We start from the raw sequence: 15,466 nt of genomic DNA on the forward strand, positions 1-15,466 counted from the left end.
CCGGGTAAATCTCCGCGTGCGGGATGCCTCGGGCATCACCACCAAACCTTCAAATCGGACACGATGTCCGCCGTGCATCCCGCACCCCTCTCATCGCTCCAGGGCGCAAGCCCGTGGAGGATTTCGTGCTGACAGGCCTTTCCTCCCCATTCCATAGGGAGGTGGATCGCCGCCAGGCGGCGAGACGGAGGGGCGCCGCGTCAGCGGCGATGTGTCAGCGACAAGCTCCACCGCTTCCCGGCGCTCGCGCGCCGGCCCCTTCGACCCCTCCTTCGCCAAGGCGATGGAGGGCCCACTTCCCCACCAAGTGGGGAAGAAAGCGGCGTTTCAGGCTCGGGCTCAACCGGGCCCCGGCATGAGGCCGGGGGAAGTGGAGCGGGCCGGGGAAGAAGGGAATCCGGGACTGCCCCGCGGAAACGCCGGGCAGATGCTGGACCTCAGTCTCCCCGTTCGCGCCCTGCCAGCTTGCCCCTTCACCCCCCTTGCACTTCTCCGGAAACCCTGTACTTTGTTTTTTAAAGTTCTTGGAGGATGCCATGTCGAACGATGCCGATCTTGCCTATCTGCGCTCTGTGGCCGAGGCCGGCCAGCAGGCACCGTCCCTCGCCGGACGCTTCTTTATCTGGTGGGGCGGGCTCGCCGCGCCGGCGCTTCTGGCGCACTGGTTCATCATCACCGGCCAGGCCGGGATCGCGCCGGGCCTGGTGGGCTTCGTCTGGATGGCTTACGGGCTGATCGGCATGACGGGCACGATTTTTCTCGGCCGCAGCCTGCGCAACAAGCCCGGTACGGGCGCGGTGAACAATCGCGGCGAGAGCGCCGTGTGGAACGGGGTGATGTGGCTGGTCGCGGCCTATGCCATCGGCGCCGTTATCGCACTGGTCCTGGGACGGGGCGACATGATCCTGTTCGACACGATCCCGCTGGTTGCCTTCGGCGGCTATGGCGTCTCCTTCTGGGTTTCCGCCAGCCTGGGCGGACCGCGCTGGATGCGGCCGATGTCGATCATCGCCTGGCTGGCCTGCGGCGGCGGGATGAGCCTGGCCGGTACGCCGGAACTCTACCTGTTCAGCGCCGCCGCGGTGGCAATCCTGGCCGTCGTGCCCGGCGTAATCCTGCTGCGCGGGGAACCGGCCGGCGAGGCGGCATAGATGGGCGCCGACTTCGACGCCTCCCGGATCGACGAGACGATCCATGGCCGCCTGCGCCTGGGCATCATGGCGCTGCTTTCGGCGGCCAGCAGCGCCACTTTCGCCGAGATCAAGCAGAAGACCGGTGCCAGTGACGGCAATCTCTCGGTCCATCTGAGAAAGCTGGAAGATGCGGGCTATGTGTCGGTCGAGAAAAGCTTTGTCGACCGCAAACCCCAGACCCGCGCGGCTTTGACAGAGGCAGGCCGGCAAGCCTGGCTGGCCTATCTTGACCAGCTGCGGACACTCCTCGGCGACGCGCCTGGAAACTGAGACGGATCAGGCCGCCAGACGGCTGCGCTCATGGGTCCAGGCGATCACATCGCCCTCATGGCCCGCCTGCACGAAGCCGGCCTTTTCCAGCACCCGGTGGGCGGCGTCGCGGTCATCCGGCGTGCGGGCCACAACCTGTTTCACCGTGTCGTGGGAATAGGCCCATTGCAGGAGCGTGTTGACCGCCTCGGTCGCCAGGCCCTGTTCGCGCCAGGAGGTCAGCATGGAATAGCCGATCTCCACCACACCATCGGCGTCCGGCGCACCCATGAAGCCGCCGCTGCCGAGCAGGCGGTGCATGACGGGCGAGATGAAAACCCAGGCCCGCCAGCCGGTTTGCTCGGGGTGAGCATCCAGCGTCTCGCACAACCGGTGCATAGCTGTTTCATCGGTCAATTCCGGTGGCCAGGAGGGTTCAGGCTCCACCCCGAGCGCATCGAAAAACGCCGGCCGGTCATTGAGTTGCAGGGCGGCCAGGCGCCGGTCCAGCGCGACCAGCCGCAGGCGCGGCGAAGCGATTTCGATCTGTGTCGTCATCAGCGCTTGGTCCATGTCCCGGCCTTCGCGTCCGGCCAACCGCAGCTGCCGCCCGGAACGTCCATCCTGATTGTGCCCGAAACGGGCCCGCTTGTCCGCCGGAAATCCGGCCGCTGCCCGTATCACAGCTGTATCGTAGCCCGCCGCCTGCGGCGCAGGCGAATCATGCAGATTCTAGGCGGGCTTCACGTCGCCTTTGCGACAGTATCCGGGGCTTTGCGACGGAGTCAGGCCTGCATGGTCCAGCCTTCCACACCCATCGCCGCCTGGCGAACCGCCTCGGTCAGGGTGGGGTGGGGATGGCATGTGCGGGCGATGTCCTCGGACGCCGCCTGGAATTCCATGGCCAGGCAGATCTCGGCAATCATCTCGCCGACATTGGCCCCGATCATGTGGGCCCCCAGGATTTCGTCGGTCTCGGCATCGGCCAGGATCTTCACAAAGCCTTCGGTCTGGTGATTGGTGCGCGCCCGGGAATTGGCCTGGAAGGGGAATTTGCCCTTCTTGTACTTGCGGCCTTCCGCCTTGAGCTCCTCCTCGGTCTTGCCAACCGCGGCGATTTCCGGCGCAGTGTAAACGACGCCCGGGATCACGCCATAATTCACGTGACCGGCCTTTCCGGCGATGCGTTCCGCGCAGGCCGTGCCTTCATCCTCGGCCTTGTGGGCCAGCATCGGACCGCTGGTGCAGTCGCCGATCACCCACACATTTTCCGCAGAGGTGCGGAAGTGGTCATTGGCGATCACACCGCGCTTGTCGGTCTCGATGCCGACATTTTCCAGCCCCAGACCTTCGGTGTAGGGGCGGCGGCCGATGCAGACCAGAACCGTATCGGCTTCCAGCGTCTTGCCCTCGCCGCCCTCGGCCGGCTCGATCGTCACTTTCAGCGTGTCTGCATCCGAGGCGTCGACGCCAGTGACCTTGGTGGAAAGATGGAATTCCATGCCCTGCTTGGCGAAGGTGCGCTGGGCGTTCTTGGCCAGCTCGCCATCCATGCCGGGCAGGATGCGGTCGAGATATTCGACCACCGTCACCTCCGCGCCCAGGCGGCGCCAGACCGAGCCCAGCTCCAGGCCGATCACGCCGGCACCGATCAGCACCAGCTTGCCGGGGACTTTCTCCAGCGACAGCGCACCGGTGGACGACACGACCCGTTTCTCGTCGATGTCGACACCCGGCAGCGGCGTCACTTCCGAGCCGGTCGCGATCACGATGTGCTTGGTGTCGAGGGTCTGCTTGCCGTCATCGCTCTCCACCTCGACCTTGCCCGCACCGGCGATGCGGCCCTTGCCGACGAGATAGTCGACCTTGTTCTTTTTCATCAGGAACTCGATGCCCTTGGTCAGGCCATCGACAGCCTCGTCCTTCTGCTTGAGCATTTGCGGAAGATCGAGCTCCAGACCGCCGGTCTTGATGCCCAGGCCGGCAAATTCCCTGTCCGCCGTCTCATAGAGTTCGGATGCGTGCAGCAGGGCTTTCGAGGGTATGCAGCCGACATTCAGGCAGGTGCCGCCGAGGCGCCCGCGCTTTTCCACGATGGCTACTTTGAGGCCCAGCTGGCCGGCACGGATGGCACAATTATAGCCACCGGGGCCGCCCCCGATGATCACGACGTCGTAGGGTTCGGACATGGTCGCCTCGCAAAAGCTGGAATGATCGGTCAGACTTTCAGCCTATATGCCCATGATCGTGCGCAAAAGTAAGGCCCGATCTGTCCCGATTGGCAGCTTCGCGCGCAAGGCAGGCATGCATGGATCAGCCGGGGTCGCGCGTGAAGGCGGATCCGGCGAGAACCAGAATGGCGATGATGGTCAGGTCGAAGGCGTTGAGCCCCCATTCCACCAGATTGGCGCTGCCGGAATAGGCATGGTCCATTCCGGGCTGCTGGAACCAGTAGAGCGACAGCAGGAAGTCGACGGTGAAAGCCGCCGCATACAGCGGCAGGGCCAGCCAGGACCGCAGCAGCAGCAGCACAGCCGCCAGTACATAGCCGCCGACAAACCCGCCCCATACCAGGAAATACCAGAGCGGAAAGCTGCGCAGCATCGCCCCGACATGCTCGTCGATGTGGAACGGCGCATCCCCACTTAGACGGTAGGCCATCGTGCCGCTGAAAAGCAGCACCGCATAACTGACCCGAAGAACGACCAGCCCCTTGAAGACGGCCGAGAACGCAGTGGCTGCACGCATGAAAACCCCCGCCGGAAGGCTTAACCCAATCCGGCGGGAGCTCGCGGAATAAAGAAATTTCGGACTGTCAGAACCTAGCAGAGCTAGAGGTCGAACAGCATGCGCTGCGGATCTTCCAGGTTTTCCTTCACGCGGACGAGGAAGGTCACGGCTTCCTTGCCGTCGACAATGCGGTGGTCATAGCTCAGCGCCAGATACATCATCGGCTTGATCACGACCTGTCCGTTCTCGGCGACCGGGCGCTCCTGGATCTTGTGCATGCCCAGAATGCCCGATTGCGGCGCATTGAGGATCGGCATCGACATGAGCGAGCCGTACACCCCGCCATTGGAGAGGGTGAAGGTGGCGCCCTGCATCTCCTCGATCGACAGCTTGCCGTCGCGGGCGCGCTTGCCGAGGCGGATGATTTCCTTCTCGATCTCGGCCAGCGACATCTGGTCGGCATCGCGCACGACCGGAACCACCAGGCCGCGATCGGTACCGACCGCCACGCCCATGTCGTAATAATTCTTGTAGATGATGTCGGTGCCGTCGATCTCGGCATTGACCGCCGGGATTTCCTTCAGCGCCGAAACGCAGGCCTTGATGAAGAAGCTCATGAAGCCGAGCTTGACGTCGTGCTTGGCGACAAAGGCTTCCTGGTGCGTCTTGCGGGCCGCCATGATGGCCGACATGTCGGCCTCGTTATAGGTCGTCAGGATCGCCGCATTATTCTGGGCGTCCTTGAGGCGTTTCGCGATGGTCTGGCGCAGGCGCGTCATGCGGACGCGTTCCTCGCGCGGCCCGGTTTCGCGCGGCGCGGAGGGGGCCGCCGGAGCGGACGGGGCCGGAGCGGATGAGGCGGGAGCCGGGGCGGTGGTCGAGGCCTTGCTGGCGGCTTCTGCGGCCTTCAGCGCATCGCCCTTGGTGATGCGGCCATCCTTGCCGGAGCCTTCGATGGAATCGGCGTCCAGCTTGTTCTCCTCGATCACGCGCGAGGCCGACGGCATGGCCTTCTTGTCACCGCCCGAAGCGGTTTCAGCCTTGCTGTCGTCCTGGCTGTCCGAAGAGGCCGATGCCGAGCCGCCGGCACCTTCGGCGATCTTCGCGACGGCATCGCCCGGAGACACGGTGTCTCCCTCGCCGACCAGGAGTTCGGCGACCTTGCCGGCCACCGGAGACGGCACCTCGACGGCGACCTTGTCGGTCTCGATCTCGACCAGCGCCTGGTCGATCTCGACCGTATCGCCAACCTTCACCAGCCAGGAGCCGATCGTGCCCTCGGTGACGCTTTCGCCCATTTGCGGCACGGTCGCCTCGACCGTCTCGCCGCCCTTGCCGCCCTCGGCCGGCTTGTCGTCAGACTTCGCCTTGGCGGCTTTCTTGCCATCATCGGCCTTGGCCGGCTTGTCTTCAGACTTGCTGGAGCCCTTGCCGCCAGCATCGAGCACGCCCAGCTTGGCGCCGATCTCGACCGTGTCGCCTTCCTGGGCGGCGATTTCACCCATCACGCCGTCTTCTTCGGCGCGGACCTCGACGGCGACCTTGTCGGTTTCCAGCTCGACCAGGACATCGTCCTTGGAGACGGCATCGCCGGTCTTCACCTGCCAGCTGCCCACCGTGGCTTCGGTGACACTCTCGCCGAGCTGCGGAACGGTGATATCGGTCATGTCGGTTCTTCCTCTGTCAAAGAGAATGATCGCGCGCCCTAGGAGAGGGCTTCGTCGACCAGGGCTTCCTGTTGCTGCTTGTGCTTGGCGGCAATGCCGGTCGCCGTCGAGGCGGTCGGAACACGGCCGACATAGCGCGGCCGCTCTGCCTTGCCCTCGATCTTGCCGAGGACGTATTCGATATTGGGCTCGACGAATGTCCAGTAGCCCATATTACGCGGCTCTTCCTGGCACCAGACGACTTCAGCGTTCGGGAAACGTGCCAGCTCGGCCATCGCCGCCTTGTACGGGAAGGGGTAAAGCTGCTCCACCCGCATCAGATAGATGTCGTCGATGCCGCGATCCTCACGGGTTTCCATAAGGTCGTAATAGACCTTGCCCGTGCACATCACGACGCGGCGGATCTTCTCGTCGGCCTGCAGCTTGATCGAGGTCTGGCGGAATTCGCCTTCCGGCCGCTTCTCGTCGGCATCGTCCCACAGAACGCGGTGGAAAGAGGAGCCCGGCCCCATCGCGGCGAGCGTCGAGACGCAGCGCTTGTGACGCAGGAGGCTTTTCGGCGTCATGATCACCAGCGGCGAGCGAAAATTGCGGTGGATCTGCCGGCGCAGGATGTGGAAATAATTGGCCGGCGTCGAGCAGTTGGCGACCTGCATATTGTCTTCCGCGCACAGCTGCAGGAAACGCTCGGGCCGCGCCGAAGAGTGCTCGGGGCCCTGGCCCTCATAGCCGTGCGGCAGCAGCATCACCAGGCCGGACATGCGCAGCCATTTGCGCTCGCCGGACGAAATGAACTGGTCGATGATCACCTGGGCGCCGTTTACGAAATCGCCGAACTGGGCTTCCCACATCACCAGCGTGTTCGGGGCCGAGAGCGAATAGCCGTATTCGAAGCCCAGCACCGCTTCTTCCGACAGCATGCTGTCGATGACTTCATACTTCTTCTGATCGGAAGCCAGGTTGTTGAGCGGCGTATAGCGCTCGGCCGTCTCCTGGTCGATCATATGGGAATGGCGCTGCGAGAAGGTGCCGCGGCCGCAATCCTGGCCAGACAGGCGCACCGGAAAGCCTTCGGTCAGAAGCGTGCCGAAGGCGAGGTGCTCGGCCGTCGCCCAGTCGATGCCCTCACCCTGCTCGATCGCCTCGCGCCGGCCATTGATGACCCGCTTCAGCGTGCGGTGGATGTTGATATCGTTCGGGATACGGGTCATCGCCTCGCCGACCGCCTTCAGGCGCTCGATCGTGGCCGAGGTCTCGCCACGGCGCTCGTCATCCTCGGGCAGGCCCAGGCCCGACCAGCGGCCGTCCAGCCAGTCTGCCTTCTTCGGCTCGAATTCCTTGCCGGCGTTGAATTCGTTTTCCAGGAAGGTGTCGAACTCGTTCTCGATCGCCTCGGCCTCGGCCGCGGTGAGAACGCCCTCTTCCATCAGCCGGTCCTGGTACTTCTTCCGCACCGGCGGCATGTCCTTGATGATGCGGTACATGATCGGCTGGGTGAAAGTCGGATCGTCGCCCTCATTATGGCCGTAGCGGCGGTAGCAGATCATGTCGATCACCACGTCCTTGCCGAACAGCTGGCGGTATTCCGTCGCGATCTTGGTGGCGTGGGTGACGGCTTCCGGATCGTCGCCATTCACGTGGAAGATCGGCGCCTGGACCATCAACGCCACGTCGGACGGGTAAGGGCTCGACCGGCTGTCCTTCGGGTCGGTCGTGAAACCGATCTGGTTGTTGACGATGAAGTGGATCGCGCCGCCCGTGCGGTGGCCACGCAGGCCGGAGAGGCCGAAGCACTCGGCCACCATGCCCTGGCCGGCAAAGGCCGCATCACCATGCAGCAGCAGCGGCAGAACCGAGGAACGCGGCGTTCCCGCCGCCTTGCGGCAGTTTTCTTCCTGCTTGGCCCGCGCCTTGCCCAGCACGACCGGATCGACCGCCTCGAGGTGAGACGGGTTGGCGGTGAGCGACAGGTGCACCTTGTTGCCGTCAAACTCGCGGTCCGAGGAGGCGCCGAGATGGTATTTCACGTCGCCGGAGCCGAACTCCTCCTCGCCCTGGGTGTTGCCACCCTGGAATTCGTGGAAGATCTGGTGATAGGGCTTGCCCATGACGGCAGCCAGGATGTTCAGCCGGCCGCGGTGCGGCATGCCGATGATGATATCCTCGACACCCATCGCGCCGCCGCGCTTGATGATCTGCTCCAGCGCCGGAACCATCGCCTCGCCACCATCGGCACCGAAACGCTTGGTGCCCGGATAGCGCTTGTGCAGGAATTGCTCGAAACGCTCGGTCTCGATCAGCTTGGACAGGATCGCCACCTTGCCCTCGGGCGTGAAGGTGATGTCCTTGTCCGGCCCTTCGAAACGGGCCTGCAGCCAGGCTTTCTCTTCCGGGTCGGAGATGTGCATGAACTCGACGCCGATCGGGCCGCAATAGGTGCGCTTGAGGATGTCCAGCATCTGGCGCGGTGTCGCGGTCTCGAGACCGAGATAACCGTCGATGAAGACGTCCTCGTCCAGCGCCGCCCCGGTAAAGCCGTAGGTCGCCGGGTCCAGCTCGGCCTGGTAGCCGAAATCGGTCAACCCCAGAGGGTCGAGGTCCGCTGCCAGATGGCCGCGCATGCGATAGGCGCGGATCATCATGATCGCACGGATGGAATTCTGGGTCGCACGGCGCACTTCCGCGGGATCGGCGCCCGGGCTGGCCGTAGCAACATGCTCGGCGACGCGATCAACCATCGCCGCCTCGTCGGTACCGATATCGCCCAGCGCCGAGACCATGTCGCCATTGGCCGCCTTCGGCCAGCCGGGCCGCTTCCATGCCGGACCACGCGCCGCATGGCTCACATCGGCCGGGGCATCGCCCATGGCATCAAAGAAGGCTTTCCAGCTCGGCGGCACCGAGCTTGGATCCTTGGCATAGGCGGCGGCCATCTGTTCGAGATAGACGGCGTTGGCACCCTGCAGGAAGGAGGTGTCCAGGAAGGACTGGTTTTCGGGGGATCGGCTTTGGTCAGACATTGGGGGATGGGCCTGAGTCAGGAGTGTGTCTGTATGCGTCGCTACACAGGGACGGTTAAGCAATCATCTAGAACGGATGTCCAACGAACAGTACCGTTTTCCCCCGGTCTGCTGACAAGTTGGTGACAGAGACGGGCGTGGCCTGCATGACCCGCACCCCTATCCGGGGCGAGAAAGGAATCGCGATGCCGGACTTTGCACGGGGGGATTATTGCCCCCGCGCGAAACGGGGCGTAGCCTTACAGCCGCTGCAGGACACAAGGATTGCCACGTGGGAAACGCCAAGGAAGAGGCCAAGCGGCTGATCGATCGCCTTCCCGATCAGGCGACGCTCTCGGACATCATGTACGAGCTCTACGTCCGGCAGAAGATCGGCGCGGGCCTGAAGGCAGCCGAGCGCGGCCGCACCTATTCACACGACGAGGTCAGACAGCGGCTCTCGAAGCGTGCGGATTGACTGGTCGGAACCCGCCTTTGACGATCTGTTGGCCTTGCGCGACTACATCGCGCGAGATGCGCCTCACTATGCCGAACAATTTATCGACAGGTTGATGACTGCAGCCAGCCGGCTAACGGAATTTCCGGATATCGGGCGCGCCGTCCCGGAGGCCGATGGCAATTCCTCGCTTCGCGAGATCATCTTCCACAGCTACCGGCTGATCTATCAGGTCGACCGGGCCAAGGACCGCATTCTGATCGTGACCCTCGTTCACGGAAGCCGGGACATTGCGGGCCAGGAGCCGAAGCGTTGGGACATAGCCTAGGCATCCCGCCAAAACATACTGCCCCGGCACAAAAAACCGCGCCCCGGATCCCGGAGCGCGGCTTTTCATTTGTGTCGTTGCCGAGAGAGCCTAGCCCTTCAGCAGTTCCGCCAGCGTGGTGCCGAGACGAGCCGGGCTGGGCGAGACCTTGATGCCGGCCGCTTCCATGGCCGCGATCTTGTCTTCCGCACCGCCCTTGCCGCCGGAGACGATGGCGCCGGCATGGCCCATCGTGCGGCCCGGAGGCGCCGTACGGCCGGCGATGAAGCCGACGGTCGGCTTCTTGCGGCCCTTCTTGGCTTCGTCGGCCAGGAATTGCGCAGCGTCTTCCTCTGCAGAACCACCGATCTCGCCGATCATGATGATCGACTGGGTCTCGTCGTCGGCGAGGAACTTCTCCAGCACGTCGATGAATTCGGTACCCTTCACCGGGTCGCCGCCAATGCCCACGGCCGTGGTCTGGCCGAGGCCGACCTGGGAGGTCTGGAACACGGCTTCATAGGTCAGCGTGCCCGAACGCGAGACGACGCCCACCGAGCCCTTCTTGAAGATCTGGCCCGGCATGATGCCGATCTTGCACTCTTCCGGCGTCAGGATGCCCGGACAATTCGGGCCCAGCAGCATCGACTTGGACTTGTCCAGCTTGGCCTTGACCTTGACCATATCCATCACCGGAATGCCTTCGGTGATGCAGACGATGAACGGGATTTCCGCATCGATTGCCTCGATGATCGCGGCACCGGCACCGGCCGGCGGCACATAGATCACGGACGCATCAGCCCCGGTACGCTCCTTGGCCTCGGCCACGGATGCGAAGATCGGCAGCTCGGCCGCGCTTTCCAGGCCGGAAGACCAGGTCTCGCCGCCCTTCTTCGGGTGCACGCCGGCAACCATCTGGGTGCCGTAATATTCCAGCGCCTGTTCGGTGTGGAAGGTGCCCGTCTTGCCCGTCAGGCCCTGGACGATGACCTTGGTATTCTTATCGACGATGATCGACATTATTCGGCCTCCTTCACGGCGGCGACAATCTTCTGGGCGGCATCATCGAGATCGTCGGCTGCGATAACGTTCAGCCCGCTCTCATTGATGATCTGCTTGCCCTTTTCGACATTCGTGCCTTCCAGGCGCACGACCAGCGGCACCTGAAGGCCCACGTCCTTGACGGCCGCAACCACGCCTTCCGCGATCACGTCGCAGCGCATGATGCCACCAAAGATGTTGACCAGGATGCCCTTCACATTCTTGTCGGCGGTGATGATCTTGAAGGCCGCGGTGACCTTCTCCTTGGACGCGCCGCCGCCGACATCGAGGAAGTTCGCCGGCTCGGCGCCGTAGAGCTTGATGATGTCCATCGTCGCCATGGCCAGGCCCGCGCCGTTGACCATGCAGCCGATATTGCCGTCCAGCGCCACATAGGCGAGATCGTATTTGGAAGCCTCGATTTCCTTGGCGTCCTCTTCGGTGGTGTCGCGCAGCTCCATGATGTCGTCATGGCGGAACAGCGCATTGCCGTCGAAGGAGACCTTGGCGTCGAGCACGCGCAGGTGATGGTTTTCCATCACGATCAGCGGATTGATCTCCAGCAGGCTCATATCCTTCTCGGTGAAGGCCTTGTAGAGCGTCGGAGCCAGCTCCATCATGTCGTCGCGGGCAACGTCATGCAGGTCCAGCGCCTCGGCGATCTTCACCGCATCGCCCTGGGTGACGCCATATTCCGGATCGATGTCGATCGTGTGGATTTTTTCCGGCGTGTCGTGCGCGACCTGTTCGATATCCATGCCGCCTTCGGTGGACACCACGAAAGCAACCTTGCCGGTCTCGCGGTTCACCAGCAGCGAGCAGTACAGCTCGCGAGAGATGTCGGCACCGTCCTCGATATAGAGGCGGTTGACCTGCTTGCCCTCGGGGCCCGTCTGGTGCGTCACCAGCGTGCTGCCGAGCATTTCCTTGGCGTGGGCGATCACCTCGTCCTTGGAAAAGGCCAGGCGCACACCGCCTTTGGCGTCGGGACCAAGTTCCTTGAACTTGCCCTTGCCGCGACCGCCGGCATGGATCTGCGACTTCACCACCCAGAGCGGTCCGGGCAGCTTGTCGGCCGCAGCGGCGGCCTCGTCGGCGGAGAAGATGGCAACGCCCTCGGCAACCGGTGCACCGAAGGTCTTCAGGACGGCTTTCGCCTGATGTTCATGAATATTCATAGATGGGGCCTCGCGGGAGGATAAAAGCGAAGAAATGGCCAGACAGGAACCGCCTTATAACACTGGCCCGGCCAAGCGCAACGCATTCGCCTGCGCCGCGCCGGACTAGGCCGGACGGCGGTCCGCGCCGTCGGTGTTTTCGACGATCCGGGTCAGCGGCAAAGCCATGGGCGAGCGGGGCAATTCCGTATCCGGAGCGATCGCGGCGCCGGAGAAATACCGCACACCGGCGGCAATCGCGACCTGCAGAAAGCCACTATTCCCGACCTCGGCCAGCGCCGTTTCCGCCTTCATGACCTGGGCCGAAGCGGTCCAGTCGGTCAGCGCCGCCACCTGCGCGTCATCGGGCCCGCCCTCATTGATGCGCGACGGCGTATCCGCGTCGAACATACCGACCCCGCACCCCTCGAAACGCTGCAGATCGATATCGCCGAAGGGCAGTTTGACCATCAGTTCGGCGGCCAGCGGTTTCAGCGAGCGGAAGGTTTCCTGGGTACGGCCGATCGGCGCGCCGGACGGCACCCCCTCGATCCGCAGCCTGAAAAAACGGCGCATCGGTTCGGGAACCGATTGCAGCACGCCGATATAATCCAGACGCCGCGACACCGTCACCAGCGTCGCATGATGCACCGGGATCACCACGGCGCAGGGACCGCCGGCCGCGCGGGCCTTCTGGAAACCGCGCTGGGCGGCGCGGGCAACGGCCATGTCCAGCATGTGGTGCAATTCCGGCTCGTCGCGGCCCATCAGCGTGTCGCGCCCGTGTACGGCGAAGCCGTTCACCACCCGGCGGGCGATACAGACATTGTGGATCAGCGCCCCGCGCCTGGCATCCCAGACCGGCCGGAAGACGATACTGTCCCAGGGCAGGCTGCCGGCAGCAGAGGCCGCAGGCCGGACGACACTGCCGGTGGATTTTTTAGGGCCCGTCTCCACAGCCTGCCAGCGCGGCGCTGTCTCTCGCGCTGCCTCGGTCTGTTCGCCCGGCGCCGGCTCGGCAGCCGCACGGGTTTCTTCCTGCGCCTGGGCGACAATTTCCAGCAGTTCGGCCGTCGTCACGCTGCGCGCATCGGCGACCAGTTCCATCATCTCCAGCCGCCGGTCGCCCAGAAAAAAGCGCTCCAGTTCGGCGGCGATACCGCCGACCTTGGCTTCGGCCGCGTCCGGATCGAGGGCCGCGAACACGATCATGAAACCGCCGCGGCAGCGGATCATCACATCGGCCGGATCGATACGCTTCTCGATAAAGTGGGCGGCGACCTCGTAGATCTTGTCGCGCAGGCGGGGCCAGTCCTCGCCCGCCTCCTCGCGCACCCGGTCCAGATTGAGGAACTGGAATTGCCCCATATCCACGGAGGCCCGCCCCGCGAGCACGGTTTTCAGCTTGTTCTTGAGTTCCGGCGACATGGCGGCGCTTCCCCGGGGACCAGATCCCGTGCCGGAAGGCTAGCCCGCAAGGTCTTTCCAATCGGTAAGCCGGACATGACCTGCGTCAGGCCGCGTCGCTGGCCCTGTCGCGCAGATCGTCGAGCAGGCAGGGCTGCAGCGGCACCGGCAAGGCCGAGGCCTCACCGACCGCATCGCCAATGAACACCTGGAAGCCGGCATTCAGGCCGGCATCGAGCTGTTCGAACGTCGCCACATTGGTCAGGCAGCCGCCAGCGCCGGAGCGCTGGATCGACATCGCCTCGGCCGTCAGCTGCTTGAGCACGCCTTCCTTGATATGACCCGTCGCATCGGGCGCCGGCAGCTCAGTGGAGAACAGGGTTATGCCGCAATTCTCGAACCGGCTGAGCTGGATGGTCCCGACGGGGATCTTGGCGAGGATGTTCGAGCCGAAGCAGCGCATGGCGCGGAACAATTCCTCCATCTGCCCCTGGGGCGCACCGTCGGGAATATTGTCCACCCGCAGGTGGAAATACTTGCGCACCTTCTGGGGCATGCATTGCAGGATGGAGAAGTAGCGCACCCGGTCGGCCGGGCTGATGATCGTGTCGTAATTGACCGGGATCGCGATGGCGCACTTCACGCCCTCGGCATAGCGGCGCATGAAACCGCGCTGGGCAGCGATTGCGACCGAGTGGTCGAGTAGCCGGTGCAGGTCCGGAGATGCATTGCCCAGCAGAGTGTCGCGCCCGAACAGCATGCGGCCGTGATACCTGCGGCGCGCCAGACAGAAATTCGCCGTAATGAAACCAAATCGCACATCCCAGGACGGCATGAAGACGATATCATCCCAGGTCTTGTCGAGATCTGAGAAGAGATCAGCGGTCGAATGAGACCATCGCTCAGCAGCGACATCTAGGTCAGCGGGATCGGCTCCGGGCAGGGCCAGAACGGAATCTTCCGCAGCATCGCTGTCGAGCCCGGCCAGATCGCCGCGCCATCGCCCGGTCGATGACGTCACTGCGGTCCCGGCAGATTTGTCGTGTTTGAGCGCCTGCCAGTGGCCGACACTCTTGGACGTCTTGGCATCTTTGCTGACCGGCTTGCGGCGAGCGCCGACGGCCGACTTGTCACCCTCGGCCGCACCCGACGCAACCATGTCTGCCAGCTCGGCCATCGAGACTGTCCGGCTTTTCGACGAAATTTCCAGGCGCTGCAGGATGCGGTCGCCCAGGAAGAAGCAGTTCAGCTCCTGCGAAATCGCTTCCGTGTGAGCAACCGCATCGGCACCGGTATAGTCGGCAAAGATGAGAATGAAGCCGCCCTTGCAGCGCACTATTACATCGTTCGGGCCCAGGCGCTTCTCAATGAAATGCGTCGCGGCACCATAGATCTTGTCGCGCAGGCTGTCCCATTGTTCGGCGGCTTCAGCGCGAACCATATCGAGATTGATCCACTGGAAATGACCGATATCGACCGAAGCACGCCCGGCGAGCGCATTCTTCAGGCGTTTCATCGTTTCGACATCCATGGCGGCGACCTGTCCTGCGGTTCTCCCAAGGCTCGAAAGAGCGGTACGGAAACATCCCGATGCTAGCCAGGATGCTTCACGAAACACCGAAAGACTTCCGGGGCCTTTGATTCAAATGCAAAACAAGCCCTAGCGAGGGCTGGGTTAGCCGGTACTTACCGCACGCCGCGCACGCATAAGTTATGAGCCCGCGCCGCTTCAGCAGAAGCGGGACGCGGTCTGCTGTTGGAAAACGCGGCCCCGTTTCCGGCGTCCCGGCTCTAGCGTGTCGTCGCCACGATAGCCCCGTCCACCGACAGGGCGCCACCGCCCCGGGCAAAGAGGTAAAACGCGGCCGCGGCGAACACGATTGTCGCGGGCCAGGCATCCGGGGCAATCCAGGCCGCATAGACACCGGCAGCGGCCAGCAGAACCAGTCCCACCAGGCGTGTCAGGAAGCCGACCAGCAGCAGGCCGGCGCAGATCTGCGCGCCCCAGACGGCGATCTGGGCGAGGTGTGCGGGGGAGATCATCGGGACCGACCAGATTTCGGCGGCATGGATCAGGGCCGGATCGACCCCTGGCCAGGCGGCGGCATGCGCCCGCCCCCAGAGCCACAGACCCGGCATCAGGGCCAACCGCAGGAGACCGCCGACCAACCAGTCGGGCATGAAGCGTTCCGCATTGGCGGCTGCGCCGGCGCTATCCATCTTTCCCCCCGGAAATCCTGTCAGAGGGACCATGCCCAA

General features: G+C 64.0%; 14 protein-coding genes. 4 read left to right on the forward strand and 10 right to left on the reverse strand.

Features of this window, described 5'->3' with window-relative positions:
- The first annotated feature begins 536 nt into the window (after positions 1 to 536).
- Entirely contained in the window at positions 537 to 1,151 is a 615-nt protein-coding gene (locus tag ACXAJV_RS00005; RefSeq protein ID WP_475080476.1) for a hypothetical protein, read from the forward strand.
- A complete protein-coding gene (locus tag ACXAJV_RS00010) occupies positions 1,152 to 1,463 on the forward strand; it encodes a winged helix-turn-helix domain-containing protein (protein WP_475080478.1) in 312 nt (103 codons plus the stop codon). It abuts the gene before it with no gap.
- Between the two features lie 6 nt (positions 1,464 to 1,469).
- On the opposite strand, the gene ACXAJV_RS00015 is transcribed toward ACXAJV_RS00010, so the two are convergent.
- The 5 genes from ACXAJV_RS00015 to ACXAJV_RS00035 all read right to left on the reverse strand — a co-directional run bounded on the left by ACXAJV_RS00015 (position 1,470) and on the right by ACXAJV_RS00035 (position 8,859).
- Positions 1,470 to 2,015 (reverse strand): GNAT family N-acetyltransferase, encoded by a 546-nt coding sequence (locus ACXAJV_RS00015; RefSeq protein ID WP_475080480.1) that lies wholly within the window; start codon positions 2,013 to 2,015, stop codon positions 1,470 to 1,472.
- A gap of 212 nt (positions 2,016 to 2,227) precedes the next feature.
- Positions 2,228 to 3,631 (reverse strand): dihydrolipoyl dehydrogenase, encoded by a 1,404-nt coding sequence (gene lpdA, locus ACXAJV_RS00020; protein ID WP_475080482.1) that lies wholly within the window; start codon positions 3,629 to 3,631, stop codon positions 2,228 to 2,230.
- A gap of 124 nt (positions 3,632 to 3,755) precedes the next feature.
- A complete protein-coding gene (locus ACXAJV_RS00025; RefSeq protein ID WP_475080484.1) occupies positions 3,756 to 4,190 on the reverse strand; it encodes a hypothetical protein in 435 nt (144 codons plus the stop codon).
- Positions 4,191 to 4,273: 83 nt separating this feature from the next.
- On the reverse strand, positions 4,274 to 5,839 hold the full coding sequence (odhB, locus tag ACXAJV_RS00030) for a 2-oxoglutarate dehydrogenase complex dihydrolipoyllysine-residue succinyltransferase (RefSeq protein WP_475080486.1): 1,566 nt from the start codon (positions 5,837 to 5,839) through the stop codon (positions 4,274 to 4,276).
- A gap of 38 nt (positions 5,840 to 5,877) precedes the next feature.
- Entirely contained in the window at positions 5,878 to 8,859 is a 2,982-nt protein-coding gene (locus ACXAJV_RS00035; protein ID WP_475080488.1) for a 2-oxoglutarate dehydrogenase E1 component, read from the reverse strand.
- Between the two features lie 271 nt (positions 8,860 to 9,130).
- Here ACXAJV_RS00035 and ACXAJV_RS00040 point away from each other — a divergent pair, with 271 nt between their 5' ends.
- The gene (locus ACXAJV_RS00040; RefSeq protein ID WP_475080491.1) at positions 9,131 to 9,316 is read left to right on the forward strand and encodes a hypothetical protein; all 186 of its coding nucleotides are present in this window, start codon (positions 9,131 to 9,133) and stop codon (positions 9,314 to 9,316) included.
- Positions 9,306 to 9,623, forward strand: coding sequence for a type II toxin-antitoxin system RelE/ParE family toxin (locus ACXAJV_RS00045; protein ID WP_475080493.1), 318 nt, complete (start codon positions 9,306 to 9,308; stop codon positions 9,621 to 9,623). Before ACXAJV_RS00040 ends, ACXAJV_RS00045 begins: the two co-directional genes overlap by 11 nt.
- Positions 9,624 to 9,713: 90 nt before the next feature.
- On the opposite strand, the gene sucD is transcribed toward ACXAJV_RS00045, so the two are convergent.
- The 5 genes from sucD to ACXAJV_RS00070 all read right to left on the reverse strand — a co-directional run bounded on the left by sucD (position 9,714) and on the right by ACXAJV_RS00070 (position 15,427).
- Positions 9,714 to 10,622, reverse strand: a complete 909-nt coding sequence (sucD, locus tag ACXAJV_RS00050; protein WP_475080495.1) for a succinate--CoA ligase subunit alpha — start codon at positions 10,620 to 10,622, stop codon at positions 9,714 to 9,716.
- Complete coding sequence (sucC, locus tag ACXAJV_RS00055; protein ID WP_475080497.1) at positions 10,622 to 11,821, reverse strand: ADP-forming succinate--CoA ligase subunit beta; 1,200 nt, start codon at positions 11,819 to 11,821, stop codon at positions 10,622 to 10,624. Before sucC ends, sucD begins: the two co-directional genes overlap by 1 nt.
- A 105-nt stretch (positions 11,822 to 11,926) precedes the next feature.
- On the reverse strand, positions 11,927 to 13,228 hold the full coding sequence (locus tag ACXAJV_RS00060; RefSeq protein WP_475080500.1) for a hypothetical protein: 1,302 nt from the start codon (positions 13,226 to 13,228) through the stop codon (positions 11,927 to 11,929).
- A gap of 85 nt (positions 13,229 to 13,313) precedes the next feature.
- Positions 13,314 to 14,738 carry a hypothetical protein gene (locus ACXAJV_RS00065; RefSeq protein WP_475080502.1) on the reverse strand — a complete coding sequence of 475 codons (1,425 nt, stop codon included), beginning with the start codon at positions 14,736 to 14,738 and terminating at the stop codon, positions 13,314 to 13,316.
- A gap of 260 nt (positions 14,739 to 14,998) precedes the next feature.
- Positions 14,999 to 15,427, reverse strand: a complete 429-nt coding sequence (locus ACXAJV_RS00070) for a TQO small subunit DoxD (protein WP_475080504.1) — start codon at positions 15,425 to 15,427, stop codon at positions 14,999 to 15,001.
- Positions 15,428 to 15,466: the final 39 nt, after the last annotated feature.

This window comes from Maricaulis sp. ABE4_448, from assembly GCF_056160825.1.